12 protein-coding genes are annotated in these 18,962 nt (G+C 56.2%); 5 read left to right on the top strand and 7 right to left on the bottom strand.

Going from position 1 to position 18,962, the window contains the following annotated elements:
- Positions 1-141: 141 nt before the first annotated feature.
- Entirely contained in the window at positions 142-4,530 is a 4,389-nt protein-coding gene (locus SBG41_RS00905) for a S8 family serine peptidase (RefSeq protein ID WP_317895662.1), read from the bottom strand.
- 224 nt (positions 4,531-4,754) lie between these two features.
- Between SBG41_RS00905 and SBG41_RS00900 the strand changes: the two genes are divergently transcribed.
- Positions 4,755-4,961, top strand: coding sequence for a hypothetical protein (locus tag SBG41_RS00900; RefSeq protein WP_317895661.1), 207 nt, complete (start codon positions 4,755-4,757; stop codon positions 4,959-4,961).
- A gap of 30 nt (positions 4,962-4,991) precedes the next feature.
- Here SBG41_RS00900 and SBG41_RS00895 read toward each other — a convergent pair whose 3' ends face one another.
- The 5 genes from SBG41_RS00895 to SBG41_RS00875 form a co-directional block, all read right to left on the bottom strand.
- Positions 4,992-6,116 (bottom strand): hypothetical protein, encoded by a 1,125-nt coding sequence (locus SBG41_RS00895; RefSeq protein WP_317895660.1) that lies wholly within the window; start codon positions 6,114-6,116, stop codon positions 4,992-4,994.
- Positions 6,095-7,465, bottom strand: a complete 1,371-nt coding sequence (locus SBG41_RS00890) for a DUF58 domain-containing protein (RefSeq protein ID WP_317895659.1) — start codon at positions 7,463-7,465, stop codon at positions 6,095-6,097. The genes SBG41_RS00895 and SBG41_RS00890 overlap by 22 nt, the downstream gene beginning before the upstream one ends.
- Positions 7,462-8,754 carry a hypothetical protein gene (locus SBG41_RS00885; RefSeq protein WP_317895658.1) on the bottom strand — a complete coding sequence of 431 codons (1,293 nt, stop codon included), beginning with the start codon at positions 8,752-8,754 and terminating at the stop codon, positions 7,462-7,464. Before SBG41_RS00885 ends, SBG41_RS00890 begins: the two co-directional genes overlap by 4 nt.
- Positions 8,755-8,834: 80 nt before the next feature.
- On the bottom strand, positions 8,835-12,038 hold the full coding sequence (locus SBG41_RS00880) for a DUF4129 domain-containing protein (RefSeq protein ID WP_317895657.1): 3,204 nt from the start codon (positions 12,036-12,038) through the stop codon (positions 8,835-8,837).
- The gene (locus SBG41_RS00875; RefSeq protein WP_317895656.1) at positions 11,995-12,936 is read right to left on the bottom strand and encodes a DMT family transporter; all 942 of its coding nucleotides are present in this window, start codon (positions 12,934-12,936) and stop codon (positions 11,995-11,997) included. Before SBG41_RS00875 ends, SBG41_RS00880 begins: the two co-directional genes overlap by 44 nt.
- A 250-nt stretch (positions 12,937-13,186) precedes the next feature.
- Between SBG41_RS00875 and SBG41_RS00870 the strand changes: the two genes are divergently transcribed.
- Positions 13,187-13,735 carry a hypothetical protein gene (locus tag SBG41_RS00870; protein ID WP_317895655.1) on the top strand — a complete coding sequence of 183 codons (549 nt, stop codon included), beginning with the start codon at positions 13,187-13,189 and terminating at the stop codon, positions 13,733-13,735.
- A 1-nt stretch (position 13,736) separates the two neighbouring features.
- Here SBG41_RS00870 and SBG41_RS00865 read toward each other — a convergent pair whose 3' ends face one another.
- Positions 13,737-14,738, bottom strand: coding sequence for a helix-turn-helix domain-containing protein (locus SBG41_RS00865; RefSeq protein WP_317895654.1), 1,002 nt, complete (start codon positions 14,736-14,738; stop codon positions 13,737-13,739).
- Positions 14,739-15,052: 314 nt separating this feature from the next.
- On the opposite strand from SBG41_RS00865, the gene SBG41_RS00860 reads away from it, so the two are divergent.
- The 3 genes from SBG41_RS00860 (at position 15,053) to SBG41_RS00850 (ending at position 18,951) form a co-directional block, all read left to right on the top strand.
- The gene (locus SBG41_RS00860; RefSeq protein ID WP_317895653.1) at positions 15,053-15,436 is read left to right on the top strand and encodes a hypothetical protein; all 384 of its coding nucleotides are present in this window, start codon (positions 15,053-15,055) and stop codon (positions 15,434-15,436) included.
- A gap of 141 nt (positions 15,437-15,577) precedes the next feature.
- Positions 15,578-18,097: a C25 family cysteine peptidase gene (locus SBG41_RS00855; RefSeq protein ID WP_317895652.1), complete on the top strand. Its 2,520-nt coding sequence runs from the start codon at positions 15,578-15,580 to the stop codon at positions 18,095-18,097.
- Between the two features lie 83 nt (positions 18,098-18,180).
- The gene (locus SBG41_RS00850; protein WP_317895651.1) at positions 18,181-18,951 is read left to right on the top strand and encodes a phosphoglycolate phosphatase; all 771 of its coding nucleotides are present in this window, start codon (positions 18,181-18,183) and stop codon (positions 18,949-18,951) included.
- Positions 18,952-18,962: the final 11 nt, after the last annotated feature.

Genomic DNA, 18,962 nt, shown 5'->3' with positions numbered 1-18,962 from the left:
TTTTATCGGTGTTGCCGCAGACCAAGAAACGTGCTATGAAGTCCCAGAGGAGAACAAAAAGGGTGTTGCACCGCAGGTCTTTGCTAAAAAAGAAAAATGTTGGACTCTATTGGCTGCTAGCCGTTGCTATTGCTCGTCTCCTTAGTCTGCTGCATGCACGTTGGCGTTAATCATTAGTGGTAGTATTGACCAGTATAGTACGTAGTCTGTCTGTCCACAGCACGTGTCGCCAACGCTTGTTACAGGTATGCCGTTAATGCTTACCGCGAACGGTATCATGTAGTCGCCTGGTGTTGCAGTACTCTGTGCCTTGATGTATATCTTTGCAAGGAATACCGTGTTGAGCCATGTCGTATAGGCGTTAACTGATAGCATCTTTGTGTAGAAGTAGCTGCTTATGTCGTTACCATAGTATAGTGAGCCGTCAATATTCTTCAGAATTTCGCCTGTAGCCTCTACATCTAGACTTGGGTTGCTTAGTTTTGCCGGTATATACATTACTATATTGATCTTTTTGCTGCTATTTGGCTGTAGGCTTACAGGCTGTGGTACTATTTTCACGGTTATTGGACTTATCTTTACCGTGAAGGGTTCCTCGATTCCATTAGTGCCACTGAACTGTATGTTCCTAATGACTATACGGTATATGCCAGGCCCGTCTATGGGCACTATTATTCTAGAGTGGCCTGGCGACGGTTCGTCAAAGAACATTGTGAAGTCGTTAGTCAGCTCTGCTCCTAGCTGTAGGCCGTGTACTTTCATAGGTGCTACTGGGTATAGTTTTGCGCCGTTGCTGTCAATGTATGGATCTGCCCATGTGATCTCCATGTAGTAGGTGTATGGTCCGTATACTTGCACATCTAGGTTGCTTGCATAGTTGCTATCGCTTGCTGGCCAGGTTACCTCGACGAGTATGTATTTAATGTTTGGATTGATTACTATCAGTGGTATTACCCTCCAGTCGCCGCTCTCATATCTCCATGTGTAGTCAAAAGCTCCACGCAGATAGTAGTTCTTGTAGAGGCTTCTAGATTCTGTCCAGTCGTAAAATGCGTGGCTCATAGTGACATTGGTAAATGGGCTTACTAGGGTATATACGCCGATTAGCGTTGTTGGTATCAGTATTTTTTCGCGAGTCCTAATATTCTCTATTACAACATAGCCAGCATTGATCCCTTTTACTGACGGAATAAATGCATGTACTGTGATAGTCTTTTTACCGTTTACGTGAATGTACGGCATTGAAGGCACTACGTTAAGCCAACGTGTAAACCTATATGCCTTTACTGCTACATCAGCATATGTGTAGTTACTGGTGCCGCTCCATTCATTGTAGAATGCCCTGTACACTAGTAGAAGCTTTACTGGATAATTGCTTACATCGATGCCAGTATATAGGCTGACGAGCTTCTTTATCTCGTTGAGCTGCTCAGTTAGCTTTGCTACTTGTAGGTGGAAGCTGTTTGCTCCGCGTAGGTCGTACTGTATCCTGGCGGTCTCGCCGCGCTGTACCTGGCCGTCGCCGTTGAGGTCTATCCATGCCCATAGCTCGATGCCGTTGAAGAGTATGCCAGCCGTGTGACTGGTAAGCCTGCCCTGCGTGTCAAAGTACTTGAATGGATATGTCATACTTATCTCTACTAGGTCGTAGCGCTGATAGTATGTTGGATCAATCACTGCCAGTATCTCCATGCCGAAGTAGCCCATGGAGCCGAGGTCTAGGCGTACCTTGCCGCCGCTGCATGGCGCTAGAACTGAGACGCCCATTGCGCCGCAGAGGCTGTGGTGATATACTAGTGTTGGCTTCACTGCGTAGACGCGGTAGATCCCACTGCCCTTGATCACTAATTGCTCCTTGTTGAGCCCGATGCCCGGCACGAATACTAGCTTTGGCTCATACCAGTTTAGCATGTACGAGGAGGCAGCGTAGTACGTGAACGTCGCAGTATCGTCGTTGAAGATCGCCTGGTACACCTTCATGAAGTCCTTGTTGTACACTAGCGTTCCTTCACCGAGCACCGTCTTAACAGCCTTGAGTGCATCGACGAAGCCTGCTCCCTGGCTGAACGGGTCGAAGCCGGTGTCAGAGGCACTGCTCATGAGCACGGTCTTCAGCAGCCATGCAGGCATCCTTGCGCCTTCGTGGCTTGCCTTGTACATTGTTACTACTAGCGCGCCTACACCCGCAGCCATTGGTGTTGCCTGGCTCGTTCCACCGAATAGGTCGAATGCAAAGAAGCCGTTAAGGTAGCCCCAGCCTAGAGCGTCCCATGGCCTACCCATGGCGAAGGCGAAGCTACCGATTGCCAGTATGTCGGGCTTCGACATGAATGTCTCTGCTGGGCCGCGGTCGCTCCAAGACACTACTTCCCTATTGCCGCCCGGCAGATAATAATAGAGTGGCCTATACGTGAACTCGGTGGCCGCGCCAACGGTTATCACCATGCTTGCCGCGCCTGGTACTGTCACGGTGCCCCATCCTGGGCCGCCGTTACCTGCTGCGACGAAGTGGGCTGTTCCGCTAACAGCGCTGGTATAGTCCATGACTATGCTTATTGGGTCCATGCCGCTTGCCCATCCCCAGATCGCCCAGCCGCTTATACCGTAGCTGTTGCTTGTCTCGTCGGCCTGGTGGTTGCCAGTGTACTCCCAGTACCAGATACCGCCGGCGAAAGCTGTCCATGGGTTCTGTGTCCCGGGTACAGGCTCTATGATGAGCCCGTAGAGGTCGCCGCTATATGGTATCTCCTCGTCGAAGCCGCTGAAGAAGTATATCGCGGTGAGTGCGTTGCCCAGCCAGAGTGCTGACCCGGCTGCAATCTTTGCCTCGGGCGCCTGCCCGGTTACAATGCTCCAGCCGTCAGCTATGTCGCCGTAGCTGGTGTAGGCGTAGGCTGGTCTGCCAGCAGCGGTTGTTGCACAGAAGGTGCCGTGGCTGTAGAAGTCGTACTCTAGGTCGAAGTACATGCCGCTCCATATGTCCATGCCTGGCCAGATGTAGCCGAGCGCCTCAAACGTCCACGTCTCCCACATGAGTGCAGCAGCTACGCCCTCGCCTTCCTCTAGCCCGGCCATGAACTTGGGCAGGATGCCCCATTCTTGTAGCAGTATGTAGCCAGAGGCGTCGTTGACGTGGCCTGCTAGGGTTCCTACGCTGAAGTCGTAGATGCTGTCATCGTTTAGATCCATTGCGGCTATCTCGTTGCCATAGGTTATTGGCTGCTCGTCAGCGAAGCTGTAGTCGGGGCTGCTTGTAGGCGGTGGTGGAAGGTACACGTCCTCTAGTAGGCCGGCCTCCTCTGCAGCCTCGTAGAGGTAGTAGTAGGCGGTCGTCATGTCGAGGAGCACGCTGTCGTAGTAGCCATCGCCGTCACTATCATAGATTATTGCTGGTACTGTGAACGCTACAGTGCCTATTGGGGTATATAGGATTCTTACTACGAGGCCGAATCTCGGTGGGACATCAGCGTTCTGTGTCACTGTGCTTGGCACAGTCCAGATCGTTGATAGATTGTAGTCTAGCCAGTAGCCTCCTATGTAGGCAAAGCCCATGCTGTACTTGAACACGTAGTATGGTGGCATGAAGAAGTAGAGCTGGCTTAGATTGATGCTTATGGTTGTGCTGTTGACTATTGTCGCGGTTACCGGTGTTAGTACTAGGCCGTACCCATCGGAGTCGAGTATCATTGGTATACCGTTCTCGTCCCTAGCTATTGCTTCTAGGCCTAGGCCTGGGCTAGCATAGTCCACACCTGTATCAACTATAGCTATTGTAGCGTTCTGGCCCATGTCACCATAGTTATACCAGACGTCTATAGCCTTGGTTATGTTGACCGTGTAGTGTATGGTGCCTAAGCCCCCGCTCTCCGGGCTCAGCGAGGGCTTCTTCTTTGCAAGCTCCTTGGCCTTCTCTAGGTCTATTGTCGGCTTCTTGCCCTCAGCGAGCTTCTCTAGCGCTGAGCGGTCGCCTCTCTCCAGGAGCTGCTCAAGCGCCTTCTTAGCTGCCTTCTCGTCTACTTGGTAGAGTGGTTGTGAGCCGCCATTGGTCGAGGCTATCATCTCGTCTAGGCGTACGTCTGGGAGTACTGCGGCCACGAAGCCCAACTTGGCTATCTTGTCTATGCTGCTCGGCGTCACCCAGCCAGCGACCACGGTATAGAGGTGTGTCGGATAGACACCGGTCACAACCATGTACTTTGATAGCTCCTTTATTCTGTCCATCTTAACATCCTTTGGCACCAGGAGGAGCGCTCTAGCATAGGGCTGTTTAGGCGATAGTAGCTTCGCGTGTGTGTGCTCTGCGAATTTGTGAGCAAACTCTATGACGGGGTCGAGGAAGTGCCGGCTGGTTAGTACTCCTTTCTCCCAGAAGGCCTTGCTCCGGAACGCTGGATGAATATACGTCGTGACGTGATAGTTTGGCTTATTGCTCGAAGTGCTTGCTGCCTCGGCTGCTATTGAGGCGTATGGTAGGATCATTACGGTTATGACGAGTAGAGCGATTATTGTTCTCAGAAAACGGGGTCTCATGAACCCACACCCTTTTAATACCGCTAACTAATATGAGTGAATACGGCTCGTTTATATATGGTTTTTGTCATGCAATACTTAATGAATATCTTTGTAATATGATTTACTGGTTATCTAGAAGCGGGCTAACTAGTAGTACTTACATAGTTAGCCCGGTTAGGAACTACTTGGCCAGAGCGTTTCAAAACGTATTACATCCCAAACATATTGCTTGGGACAGCGCTTTGAGCGACTTCATACTATACATGCCGGCCAATAAGAGGGACTCTGCAAGGATCCTCGCCGAGAAGCTCAGGAAGCTCGGATTCAGCGTAGAGGTAAAGGAGGCCGCAGACACGTCCACGCCCGTACTAGTTGGGCCGTTCGGCAGGGTTCGGGGAGAAGAGGAGGTCAAGATAATACTCAGGCAGCTCGAGAAGGCAAGCGCCTAGGCCCTGCTCCTTGTTCTTTGCTGCCCTTTTTTAGCTCCAGAACAGCTTAACGAGGAACTCTAGCAGCTCCTCTGTCTGCCTATAGAGCTTCTCAGCCTTCTCGACCTCAAGGTAGATTGCTTCGAGCTGTGGCGGGTCGGGCACGGAGCCCTTGCCCGTAGCGAGGCTTAGCAGCAACTGCTCCGCGTACATGGCTGCACTGTGGCCGCTAAGCGACGCAGCGAGCACGGCGGCTAGAAACAGTGCTACAAGCGAGGCAGCACCCGCTACCACCAGCTTGCGCCAAGGAATAGTGTTCTGGAGCATCTTCTCGGCCAGCGAGTAGGTTGCACTATAGCCCAGTATCCCGAAGAGCCACGCCACGGCAGCGGTCATCGCAGCCTCTATCCCGGTGCCCGCGTTCTCCGCGTGCAGGGCCCTCAGAAGGAGCCTCGCAATGGGATAAGATATGGGCGAGACCAGGAACCCGACGAGGCCGGCCGCGCTGCGAAGCAGGAGGCGATGATACCACTCCCCCATACCCAACACGCGACGCTTCGCAGCCCGCGCCTCCTCTCTGAGAAGGCGGCGAACAGCGTAGCCCGGAGCAGCGAGGGCTTGAAGGAGTGGTGCTATGAGCCGGGACGATACCCAGTATATTATCCCGAGGAGCCCCGAGTACACGATGAGCCTCACAGCTATGCTGCGGGAGGCCAGCCTCCAGAACTCGGCAAGCACGCCTGGAGGAGCGGCCTCGAGGAAGGCGTTATAGGCGCGTAGCAGGAACACAGAGCCCATATAGGAGAGCACAGCGATGCCGCCATAGACTGCTACGAGGCTGCCAATGCTCGCGGCTACACAGCTACCCCTACATGCTCTGCTCGCACGAGCCCCCCGCGACGCCACTGTCTCTGCCGCAGCATCTAGTCCGAGGATGACGAGTATAGCCGCGAGGAAGACGCTGAGACCGCTGGGCTGGTTGGCGGACGCCAATGCAGCCAGTAATATGCTTACGCCGAGCCCCATCCTCGTATTCACAGTCCCAGCAACTGCGGCGAAAATGGCTAGGAGGGCCCAGATAATGGTATAGCTCGGGAATAGGGCCTTTGCGGCATAGGCGCCGAGCAGTATAGCCGAAGCCTTCTCCGCGTAGACTAGCGCCTTACCGACCTCCATACCCCGGTCAGCCTCACGTACTCAGACATGGATGCAACGACTCGTAGAACCTCTTCCGCGGAGCCGTGGACCACGGGAACGCCAAGGGACGAAAGAGCCTCCGCGACCATTCTCTGGGCGCGCAGAATCTCAAGGGCCTCGGCGTCCCACCACGGGTCGCGGCTCAGGAGGAGCCGTGGGATTGCAACGAGCACTGAGACCCCCCAGTACTTGCTAAACCTTACCACCTTCTCTGCAAAGGCGTTAGCAGCCTCAGTGCTCAGCCCAAGATCCGTTATGAGGAGGATCGCTGCCTGCCCCCTCGGGGCAAGCTTAACCACCTCAAAGTACGTGCTTAGTGACTCGCCTAGCTGTCTCGGATAATATGAGCTGGGCCACAGTGCTCTCTCCGCGACCAAGCGCCTCGCATAGGTAAGGACGCGCCTCCCCCGAGCCCACGCAGTGTAGTAGAGCCTGCGGCCACGGGGCGGGATGAGAACAGTTCGTACCGCGTCGCCGCGGATGGAGAGATAGGCTGCGAGCCCGGCCAGGAGCCTAGCTCCCTCTTCGAAGCTAGTGTACCCGGGCTTGCCGCGGAACATAGTGGGGGAGGAATCCAGTGCTAGGAGGAGCCTCACCAGCCCCTCCTCCTCGAAAACCTTTACCGCGAGCCTCCCCGTTCTCGCATACGCCTTCCACTCTAGGAGCCGAATGTCGTCGCCCGGCTGGTACTCGCGCAGCTCGAGAAACTCTACACCGGCGCCCCTACGCCTCGTCGCGGGAGCGCCACCCGGCTGATACACGGTCGTTGCTAGTACCCGTTTTCTCGGGATAGGGGGAACCCTTGGCTGCACATAGGCCTCGGTAGAATGCCCTGCGGGGACGACTGCCTCGAAGAGGCCAAGCGGGTCCGCTACTCTTACCCTGACGAGGCCCCAGCTATGCCTCCCGATAACCGGTGTAACCGTGTACCTTATCTCAACCGAGCCCTTCGCGGGTATCGTGGTGACAGCTACGGGTCTCTCCCTGGTCTTGAAGAGAGGGGGCGGCGTATCCTCGACGACGGCGGCGTCGAGGACCACGAGGCTATTGTTCTGTATACGCAGCACTGTCTCAAAGGGCTCGCCCTCGACGAGCATACCTGGGACTCTCCTCTCGACTAGTAGCCCCATAGCAGCACTAGCCTTCGTCGAGGCAACGTAGGCTGCGAGCAAGGCATAGGCTACGAGGCCCAGCGAGGAAGACAGTAGCAGGCTGGAGAGCCTCGCCTCAGGATAGAGTATCCCCGCAGCACCAATAGTCAGAGCTACTGCGAGGAATAATCTCCCTCGGTGGGTAAGCCTAACCGCCTCGCCGAGCCCAAAACTCATTGCCGCCCACCTTGCGCGCCATAGATCCTCGCCATGATGGGCCAGAGATCCTCCACTAGGCCCTCTATGGTCCTCCTGGGCGCGATCACGAGGAGGGCTCGTAGCCTCGAAGAGGCGAGTCGCCGTAGCCTGCGCACGACTCTGCGCTCCCAGGGAGAGAGGACTCGGGGGCTTACAAGCTCCTCTTCGAGCCCTCTGCCATAGGCTTCGCGGAAACCCTGGTCAAGCGCTCTGTACAGCCTCGCAGCGAGGCTGCGCAGCCTCCCCGGCGATGGACCTATTCTTGGAAGTGTCTCGGCCTCTATGAGGAGGCTCGGAACATAGGCCGCAATACTCCTTGGAGCCTCTTCTTCCTCCCTCGGCACAGCGCTACCAGTCCCCATGGCCTCTCTGAGCACGAGGTACATTGGCGCAGCTGCTAGGAGGGATGCGACAGCCATAGCGCCGGGCGTTGCCTGCAAGAGCCCTAGTAGGCGTTGCTCCCCGCTACTCAGGTAGCTCATAGCCTGCATAACGAGGATACCTGGGTGTATCTGGGTGGCAAGCTTCTGTGCAGTATATTCCTGCTCGTAGAGATAGAGAGGAATAACGACGACCGTTGTACCGGGCTCAGCGCCTGCAAGGCTAAGAATGAACCTTGTCTCGGCCAAAGGGTCTAGCCCTGTACGGTTCTCAGCCTTCAGCACGGCGTTCGTGAAGGCGTCGCTGTCCGGGACATAGACCATGGTGACGAGGCCCTGGTGGACGAGTAGCCCGGGAAGAGAATTGGGAAACGTGTAGCCCGCCACCCTCCACCCAGTCGGCGCCTCAACAACCATTACCGTGTGGAGGGCGAAGATGACCCCGTGCTCGGTGAAGACCAGGTAGTCGCGCGGAGACACGCTGTAGGTGACTGGCTGTGGTGCCCCGAGCAACGAGGCGAGATAGGGGGCACAGAGCCCCTCATCCGAGACGATGAAGGCTACCCGGTACCCCAGCGAGGCGAGGCTGTACACGTGGTTGACCAGCGCGGTGACGAACTCTTCTCGGCAAGATGTAGGGTTTGCGACGAAGTATACGATGCTAGTATAGTTTCTTGCCGCACCGGGCTCCTTCTCCAGTATGACCTTGTAGCCCAGCTTGCTAATGATCTCTGGGAGGAGGGACGTACCGGTAGCAGAGTCGTCGTCGGGGCCGCCTATATGGGTGCCGTAGCCTATGCTGAGCTCCACAGCCTTGGGGGCAGCGTACAGCGCGGCCACGAGGGCTATCACGAGCAGGCCTACAGCGAAGAGCTTCTCACCCATCATTCCTTGAGACACACCTCTCCTTCAAGCAGACACGGCCGTATTACCGAGGAGTGCAGAGCACCAGTGCGTCGACACGGCGTCTACGTGCCTCTCCTCCGAAGCAGTCCCCGGAGCGCCCTCCTAACTACCTCCAAGTGGTGCTCCGAGACGGGGTGGTTGCTGAACTTCGCCTCCTCGTAGGCAAGGGCGGCCTCCTCGTATAAGCGGCGGGGCTCCTCTGGGAGCTTTCTCGCATACTCTCTATGAGTCTCGCTCGGCTCCCTGGGCGCATACGTCTTGGAGAGAATGCTTAGCAGCTTCGAGAACTCAGCGACAACCCTGCTCTTAGCGTCGCCGAGCCCGCCCTGGGCTCCCTGCCTTCGCCAAGGCATTCTCGCAGCCACTGGCTCAGCGAGGCTCCTCAGAGCCTCTATTCTCGCAGGGCTGGAGAGCCACAGCAGCAGTGCTGCAGCAGCGAGCGTTACTGTTGCTAGGAGCAGTGCTGTAGACATGTTGCTGCTTATCCTGGGCCTCGGTATCTGCGGCGCCCCTGGCAGCTTAAGACTAGTATTGCTTGCATTGTTCTCTGCTACGAGTATCTCGCCGCTAGTATTGATAGTTATCGCTCTTGATGCCCTGGTCTTCAGCACCCCTTTAACCAGCTTGTTTACAGCTTCAGGGTTCATGTGACTAAGTATCTCTGAGACGTTTAGCCCAGCTTGTTGAAGCTCCTCAATAGCCCTAGCAGCCTGCTCCGGGTTCTCCTTCGCTACCTCCTCGAGGCTCTTTGCAGCCTCCTCGAACCTCCCCTTCCTTATCAACTCAATTATCTCCCTGATCGATTCATCAACTACCCCTTGGCCGCCTGGCTGTGAACCCGTTATGGCCTCAGCTATCTCTCTCAGCGTGGGCTGAGGTTTTTCCTGGAAGAGCCTTCCAAGCCTCTCGGAGAGAGCTGAGAGCTCCCCGCCAGCGCTGGAGGCCTCCTTCGCCACCTCTTTGGCTAGGCTCCTAGCCTCTTCTGTGCGCCCCTCCCCCAATGCCTCTGCGAGCTTCCTGAGCTTCTCTGCGAGCCCCTTCTTCCCCTGCTTTTCTGCCTCCTTGGCGAGTTCCTCGAGGACGCGCTTAGCTCCAGCAATCTTTGCAGCATCTGTGCCGCCGAGGGTCTCAACCCTCTCCAGTGCCTTAACCAGGTCAGCTACTCCTTCCTCGCCGAGAGCCTTCTTGATCACCTCCGCCTCCTTGCCCCCGGCTTCGAGGCTCTGCCTTATCCTCTTTGCGAGCAACACGGCCTCCGGTATGTTGCCGGACTCGATGCTCGCCGCTACCTGTTCAACCTGCTTAGCCGCCTTGCCGAGGACGGAGGAGGCGTTTATGTTGCTCGGGCTCGCCGCCGCTTCTCTCAGCCTTGCCGCTGCCTTAGCAAGATCTCCCACATCCTCCTTGACGAGGATAACGGTATTGGTCGGGCTAGGTGTCTCGATGAGTCCCCGAGCCCAATACACGAGGACGGGATTCTCCTCGGCGACGCGGTTGAATGCCTCGTTGAGCCCTGGCACGGTTTTCTCGAGGAGCGCTACGAGGCCCCGGACAGCGCCATAATTTACTACAAGCTTTCCTTCAAGGTATCGCAGAGACGCGTAGCGTGCCAGGTAGCCTATCCTCTTAACAATCTCCTCCGGACTCTTGGCACTAGCTATTATCTCTGCAGCCTTCTTCGAGGCGATACTTATGCTGCAATACTTGAACGGGTTTGTGCCCTTAGGGATCCTGGCCCAACTCATGAATACTTTGATGTCCTCCAGCGACACGGGCTGCAATAGTCCCCTCTCATATGTGTTGAGCGCAGCTATTGCGAGCACAGCTGGCCACGGATGAGCAGTTGTTAACGCGTACTCTACGAGGGCGTCTACTCCGCCTTCTTCAAGCCTCTTCAAAGCCTCCTGGGCACCCGGCACATACACGTCCTTGGAGAGGAGCCAGGGATCCAGCGGAGCGAAGGGGTCAGCGATGAGGGTTGTTATTGTTGCGAGGCTTATGTCGCTTGGCTCGCTCCTAACGATTATCGATGCCTCGCCGCCTACTATTGTCCAGTTAACCGGGTCATAGCCAGCCTCCAGGATATCGTTCATCAAGATCTCTATGAGTCCCCCCTTGTAGCGGTTGGCCAAGCCCTTGGCCGGAGCCCGAGCACCTATGGCCAGCGGGTAAGCAGCGGGCACGACGTAGTCGCCGCTATCTGTGCGGAGAAACGCGGGCACCGCTCTAGACCCTAGGAGGCTAGGAGTGAAGCCTCCAACGGAGTAGACGACGACATAGTTCTCGTGGGGCGGGAGCACTATCCGTGCGAGGAGCTTCGCCCTCACGGGGTACGCGGCGACGCTTAGCCCTGCTAGAGCCGCGAGACTCACGGTGTCGCTCTCATTGTACGCTCTCTGCGAGAGCATTAGGAGGCGCTCAGGCTCGGAGGGAGAATACTCGGGGAACACAATTATCAGCATCCTCTTCGCGACATTAGACTGCAGGACCACGGGATTAGTCAGCGCGGCTAGTAGGCGCAGCGCGGCCCTATCGAGAAGCAGCGTCCTCCTCCAATAGGCATCGTCTACTCGGCCAGCGAGCGCAGCCGTCATAGCCATTCCGTGGATTGCCGCATAGGGGTTCATGCCCTTGGCCAGGCTGGAGGGATAATAGGTGAAAACTATCTCCTCAACCCTGGTCCCCGCTGCCCCGGTCATCCGCAGAACTGTACCAAGTATCGCCGAGAGCCTCTGGATACTCTTCGCGGGATCGACTACGCCCATCCCTAGAGGCGTTGGGTCCATGGCTACTACTAGGTAGGCGCGGTAGAGGAGGCTGCTCGGACACGTATACGGTACCCCGTTCTCTATCATCGATTCCAGCAAGTGGTCTAGTGCAGTCCTCTTCTCCGCCAAGCTTGTGTTCGACTGCAGGGCTTCTGCGGCGCCCAATGCGGCTTGGGCGACCGGCTCCTTGGAGCAGCTCGCCAGTGCTCTAAGAATGCTGGCTGCTTCATCGTAGCTAGTAGAGCCGAGGGCGAACTCTGCCAGGAGGGAGCGGAAACTCTTAGCAAGCTCCTCCTCAACGCTTTGCTCCTCTCTGCTGGCTAATGCTGCGCCAGTCTCGGAGAGGAGCAGGAACGCTAGCAGCAAGAGGGCGCCTAGGCGTGCAAGCATCAACTTGTTCTCCAAAGCCCCTCTTGGCCTCCGCTCCTTGTCGTTTATCGGCAATCTAGTGCTTCTACGCTGGAGTGTTCTCGCGTTGAGTTCCCTCTGTGCACTCAACCCTTAATTTACTCCTTCCTCGCTGAAGCGTGGGCACTATCTGGGCGAGTATTATCAGGGATGAGCCTAGGAGGAAGCTTGTAGTAACCGGTTCGCCGAACAATACTATGCCCCAGACAACGCCCAGCACGAGCTCAATAGTAGCGGCTATCGACGCCCTATGCGCGTCAACTCCCTTGCTGAGCCCCCGGTAGAAGGCTATGTAGGACAAGTGGCTAATGACTACCGCCAAGTATACGAGTGAAGGCAGGCACCCAGTAGTCACCCGGGGCGCGCCAATGGCGAGCGATATTGGGAGGGCGCCGAGGAGTAGCCAGAACTGGACGCCAGCAGCAAGCGACAAGGGGTCGAGCCCCTTGGCGAGGCAGGCAGAGCAATAGATGGAGGCTGCGTAGAGGGCGCCACTCAGTAGCCCTACAGTGAAGCCAGCGAGGCCTAAGCCACCGTTAACCCAGGCCTCTGATGCCATGGCCACGGCGCCGGCTAGAACGAGGAGCGATGCCGTGATGCTTGCTGGGCTCGGCCGCCTCGCCTCCAATACTAGCTCGTACACTAGGACCCAGAGGGGAGCAGTATAGAGGAGCACCTCCTCCCTAGCGACTCCGAGAAGCTCCACCCCGTAGTAGAAGGAGGCATAGAAGGGAGCAAACACTACTGCGCCTATGAATGCGACGCGGCGATCAAGCACTACGCTCCACTTATAGATACCACCTAGTGCGCCGAGCACTGTGAGCAATGCGGCGAGTAGCTGCCTACCTAGTAGCACTCCGCTAGGACTGCACCCGGCTAGGTAGCCATACTTCGTAGCCACAGCTATGGTTGACCACGCGACAGCGGCCAGGTAGACGTAGACGACGCCACTGCTCCTCATCCCTAGAACTCTCCGAGCTACCTCCAAGCAATATTCACGGCTTATAAGCAGCGTGTACGCGATTACCCTGCCTCAAAATAACCAGTAGGACCCTAGTGGGAGCATAGAACGAGACAACCACAACTATGAACCTTAGTACTTAGGAGGGTCTGAGAGCCTCTTCTTAGACTCTACATCCATATATAGCTAAACATAGCTTTAATACGGAGTCTGTATATACAGTGCCACGCGCGGGTTAGCCACAGCTTTTAACGAGTCTTGGGGTGTTTTTACCAAGTTGCTCTGCGGACAAATAACTCAAGAACTAGACCCTACTGAGACACGTATTGATGGAGTAGTATTTGGCAGCGTTTCGCGACTGTTCCCGGTAAAGAGGTTTGCCTACAAGTGGAAATTCATAAACCTGACAATACCCTTTGTGTTCGAAGGAGTAGTTGTTGTGCAGAACATGCCATTGATAAACGCCCTTGACCCTAGGGTGCGGTGGATATTCATATCGAAGGCCAGGATAGGGGACGAGGAGATAACGTTCAATGACTGCTGGCTGGGATTCGTATACGCGGGGGAACTGATAGTACTCCACCCATTGGGTGGCAGACCGACACTAAAGCCCTACAAGATATACGATGGCTGGGCTGTTCGTCTCCCCCGGCAGGATGTGAGAATAGTCGTCTACCTCGCGAGCAGTAGGAGAATAGCCGAGGACATAGGGAGAAGGATACTATATAACGTCGCCAGGGCAACTGATTTCAAAAAGCTCCTAGTGATGCCAGTTTCGTGCTACAAGTGCCCCGAGGAACTAATGAAAGCCGAGCCGCCAAAATAGGCTAACGAGCCAGATACCCCAGCTTCTCCACCAGCCGGGGAAGATCCATTGGCTCAAGGACCCACTTCTTGCTAAACGGGTCATACATTTCGACGGGGAGAGTAGTTCCAAGCCCATGCGTTATTACTCCGCTGTAGACTATGCAGTCGCCTAGCTTCCTCCTAGCCTCCTCTGTCTCGTCGTCGCCTAGAACCATTACTGTTGAGACGCTCTCCTCGCCGACGAATATGCTTGGAGCAGACATGGTTTCGGCTACTAGCTGGTAGAGCTCAGCATAGCACTCCTTTCTCGCCTGGATGTAGAGCGGTATGATGCTAGGCGAGCCGAGACGGTGTACTGCGAGCAGCATCGTCCTGCCTACTACGCCTGCGCTGCTCAGCCTCTGGTAGGCGCGCAACAGCTTCCCGTAGCTGAGGCGGTGCCCGGGTATCCTAGCCTCAAGTCTCTCCTCGTAGATGATGTTGATATCTGTGAGCTCCTGTATCGTCGCCAAAGGCTTCAAGTCCAGGAGGGCGTAGATAAGCAGGTCGAGGAGGCTCGGCCTATAGGTCTCCGGTAGCCCCGGCAACTTGGCCGCGATATCGCTGCACGGGTAAACAGGTGCAACAACTCCCTTCTCGACCTCGCCTAGCTCTGAGACCTCGCTGACAGCTTCCTCAGCGAACTCCCTGGGCACAACGTAGCTATAGATATGCTTGTTATCGAGAGTCACCCGGTACGAGTAGAAATACCGGTAAAGCGGAACCTTGTTCGCTAGGTCATTAAGCGTGGCTACTTCTCCTAGCGGCTTCTTAGAATAAATCACTAGTGTAACTAGGCCAAGGGGGCGAATATCGCGAACGTGTTGAGGCCATAGTTTTATCCCTTTCTCTCTCAGCTTTCGGAGTATCTGCCTAACATAGGTATCTGAGACTCCGAGGCGTCGCGCGATCCTATCGGCTTCTAGGCGGAAATCGTAGCAGGCTAGCAGCTCTGCTACCCTCCGCTCACTAGGCCCTATCAACATCTCTTCTCCACACTCCTCTCGTGGACCCCAACCTTCATGACTTGTCGGTCACGCGCCATATGCGCCGTTACTGGAGCCACGGCGCCCGGCTAGAAGGGGTCCCCTAGTTTCCACTAGTCCATGTGTGAGCTTGTTGTGTTTTTCCCTAGACGGTTTATCCGGGCCCGGGGCTCGGTGCTGAGCACCTCCGGAAATACATTAAGGATACTTGTTCTTCGCCTCACTATATCTAGCCGTACCTGGACGAGCGTTGATTTTTATCCCGGTGCGGGCAGTACTCTGTCTAATATTACAAGTACTGGGTGGTATACATGCCAGGGCTCCGGAAGATAAAGGAGATACTCGAGGGATTCATAGCAAAGTACCCTAGGCTTCGCGAAAGAAAGAAGCTACAGCTAACCTATGTCGCGGTGAAGAGGCTCCGTGAACGCGGAGAAGAAGTAACACTGGAGAACGTCGTCGAAGAGGCGAGGAAAATAATCAAGGAGAGCGATAACGAGGTCAGTTGGGGAATAAGCGCCGATGAGTACACCGAGGAGATTGCTGCTCCACTCTTACACGAGCTAGCGGAGATAGGGGCGATAGAGCTGGAGCCAGAGCTTCTACAAGAGATTGCTAAGAGGCTGCGCCGCGGCAAGGCCGGAGAGGAGACACCCACGCCTATCGGTGTCTCCGTGTTCACAAAGCCCGTCTAGCCCTGATTACCCTTTTTCCTAGACGCTGGCTCTCAGCACTATTGTACTGCAGCTCTCTGTGTCCTGCTTTGCCCCGGATTGTGTGCGGGGAAGCTTTTTTCGGATACTATGGCCGGGTTACAGACATAGGTGTACATAGTATTGGGTAGACTAGGTATAGGTGACCAGAAAACACTAGTAATCATTGCTGTGTTAGTGCTCTTCCTTGTCCCGTCTATAGCTCCTCTCGTTGGCTCGGCAGAGGCTAGCGGAGTAATAGTCGTCTCCGGGCATGCTGGTCCCGACGGCCTGGCCCTTGTGCATGCTGTGCTTCCCCCCGGCAAGTACGAGGTAGCAGCGATAAAGGGTAGCGTCAATAAGCATTTATCGCTTCCACGGCCACTTCTCCTAAGCTTTCTCCCGGACCCCTCTCTCTGGGAAAGGCTCCGCAGCATTGCTGTAAGCTCCGTGACAGTTTCCTCGCCCACTGTGAGGCTGCTTGAGACAAGCAGCGGTGTCGAGCTATACGCGTGGGTACCTGCTAAGCCGGGCTCAGAGGTCAAAGTGGTTCTAGAGAAGCTTGGTAATACAGGTACCTCTGACGCGGCTAGGGACGATATGGTCATAATAGTGCCTAGTGACCCGTTGCTAGTAGCAGCCGCTGAGAGGATCGCGAAGATCCATAGAGGGCAGGGCCTCAGCGTGAAAATAGTCACCACTGACGAGATATACAGAGAGCACCATGAGGCACCCCGCCCCGTAACCATGTGCAAGAACCTGCCAAAGGACTATAATGAGAGCCTCGCGCTACGCATACTCTCGTTCATAAAGAGCTTGAAAGGAAGCAACATTCACTACATACTGCTGATAGGGGACGCACACGACGTGCCGCCGATCTATTATTGTAGCCCGACGCTTCGCGAACTCGTCTCCCCCGACGAGGGTATTGTACCAAGCGACTACTATTACGCCGACCCCGACGGCGACGGTAGCATCGACTTCGCTGTGGGGCGTATACCGTTCAGCGATGTTGCCAGCGTAGCGGCTTACATAAACAGCTTGGAGAGGTGGGTGAAGGGCGGAGATTGGCAGAAGAGGGCCCTGCTAGCTGGAGGAGCACCTTTCGCAACAGATCTCTTCGTCGGCGAGGCGGCAGTAACAAGCACCATACCGTACATCGGGTCACTGGGCCTTAATGTGTCTGAGCTTCTCCTCAGCCTCCCAGGGTACAGTGGCACAAGCCTAGCAGCCTTCCTCGGCAACTATGGCCTATACTACGTCGTGACCCATGGAACGGGGAGCGCGATGCTTGACTACGTGCCGGGAGGCATCTGGAACTATGATTTCCAGGAGAAGCTGAACGCCCGCCAAGTCCCCTACACTCCTAGGCCCGGCGTCTTCGTTACCCCGGCGTGCCGCGTAGCCTACTGGGACTACGATCTCTTCGACCCACCCTTTACTCCTCCCAGCATAGCTGTGGCGATGCTTGAGCGCGGCGCAGCGATAGCGTTCATAGGCTCCACGAGGGTCGCTGTAGAGGCGATAGACGCGGCGTACTTCGGGCTGCAGGGAACCGAGGTCAGCCTCGCCGGGGCGGATGCGCCCCTACAGCTCTTCTTCAAGATGCTCCCGGGAAGCAGCACCGTCGGAGAGGCTTGGAGGAAGGCGCTGAACGCCTACCTGTCCTCGCCTAAGAGCATGTACCGTGTCTACCTCACGAGCGGCGAGGAGGAAATAGGGAGCCTAGTTGTCCACGAGCTAGCGTTCCTCGGAGACCCGGCAATACCTAACCCGTGGAAAGAGGCGAAGGGTGCCGAGGCAGAGAAGCCGCTGATGACTCCTCCGCTGGGCTCGCTACAAGTAGACGCAGCTATAGCAGCGATGCCTCTCGCGAGATACGTGACGGGCAGTATCACTGCCTACAATCCCGGCTCCAGCACCACGGTGAGCTTCACGATAGAGTCGGGGTGCCCGAGCATACTCGAAGCCCAGGGGCTCGTGAGGATAGAGGGATACGTGCTCATAGGGCTAGAGAGCCTAGAAGCCAACGCCACAGCCCTGGGTAGCAACGAGTGCCGCGTCACACTGAAGGTGCCGCTGGACGCCCCGGGCCTGCTAAGGGTAGTAGCAATATGGAACGATACAGCTACGGCCTACTACCTCGCTGTTGGCGGGGCATACCTGGACAAGGATGGCGCCACGGTCGTGTTTAGGGGCTTGGACGTCCTCGAGACGATAGGCGATGAGCCGATAGCCATTGCCGTGAACAATACCCTTAGAAGCCTCGTGCCAGGAGGCTCCACTAACTACAATGTCTCACTACCAGTCCTCGGAGGCCCAAGCGGCTACGTCACAGTATCAGCTAAGCCCATTTACCGCTACGACCTAATCTATGGCGGCAAGGCTATAGCGGACGCTATGAGGATCCTGGCCAAACTATACACCGTGAACGCTACGATGAGGCACCACGCGCTACCATTGTCACCTGCGCTAGCGCCTCCAATGAACCAGTCAAATCCGCTACTTCCAATCATAGTGGCGGGCGGAGAGTCGACACCCGCGGGCACGGCAAACGAGAGCACCAATGTGTGCAGCTGTAGCAACTATTTTGTCGCACTCATATTGCTGGCGGCCCTCGTCACCGTGCTGCAAGTGCTTCAGCTATTCGCTAGAAGCAAGTAGGCCCTCCCCATTTCCGCCTCAGCCACTCTTCTCTCTTTATTATCTGAGGCAACCCCAGTGGCCACGGGGGAGGCGGTAGCGTCTTGGACTTGGCGGAGAGGCTCCGCAGAGCCCTAAGGGGCCCAGTGTGCGGAGTAGCTCTTGACATTGATGGAACGCTTACCGAGAAGAGAATGATAGGGCATTTCCGCATACACTTAGGCGCAATAGAAGCGATAAGGATGCTTGAGGACAACGGTGTACCAGTCATGCTGGTGACGGGTAACTCGGCCTTCGTCGTCGCGGGTGTTGGGCGCTACCTTGGCGCCTCGGGGCCATATGTGGGCGAGAACGGATGCATAGTGTTCCGCAGGGGCAGGCTATACAGCGTGTGCCGGTACAGTGTGAGGGCGGCTGCTAGGCTGATAGAGGAAGAGCTTGGAGGCCTCGTCACGCCTAGCTGGCAGAACCGTTGCAGGCTCCACGACTACGCATTCATCGCGGAGAAGAGCCGCGTAGAGGAGGCGATAAGGGCAATAGAGGGCCTCTTGGCTAGCCGGGGCATAACCCGGGTCAAGCTAAGCCACAGCGGCTACGCGATACACGTGAGGCCCCCTGATGCGAGCAAGGGCAAGGGGCTCCTCCACGCTCTCCGGATCCTAGGCCTTGACCCGGGCTGCGTCGTCGCAGTAGGCGACTCAGCGATGGACGCCGAGATGATGGATGCGGGCGTAGTGCTGGCAGCAGTAGGGAACGCTGAAGACGAGCTAAAGAGAAGGGCCCACATCGTCCTCCCAGGAGAGAGCGGCGAATCCGTGAGAATCCTAGTAGATACTCTGGTCGAGAACGGGCTAATAGCCCAGAGCCACCTATGAGGGATGAGCGC

The sequence above is a fragment of the Pyrofollis japonicus genome (assembly GCF_033097485.1).
Lineage (GTDB): Archaea > Thermoproteota > Thermoprotei_A > Sulfolobales > Pyrodictiaceae > Pyrofollis > Pyrofollis japonicus.
Note: the sequence above shows the minus strand (reverse complement) of the source record. Positions and strands in the feature narration are given on the sequence as shown.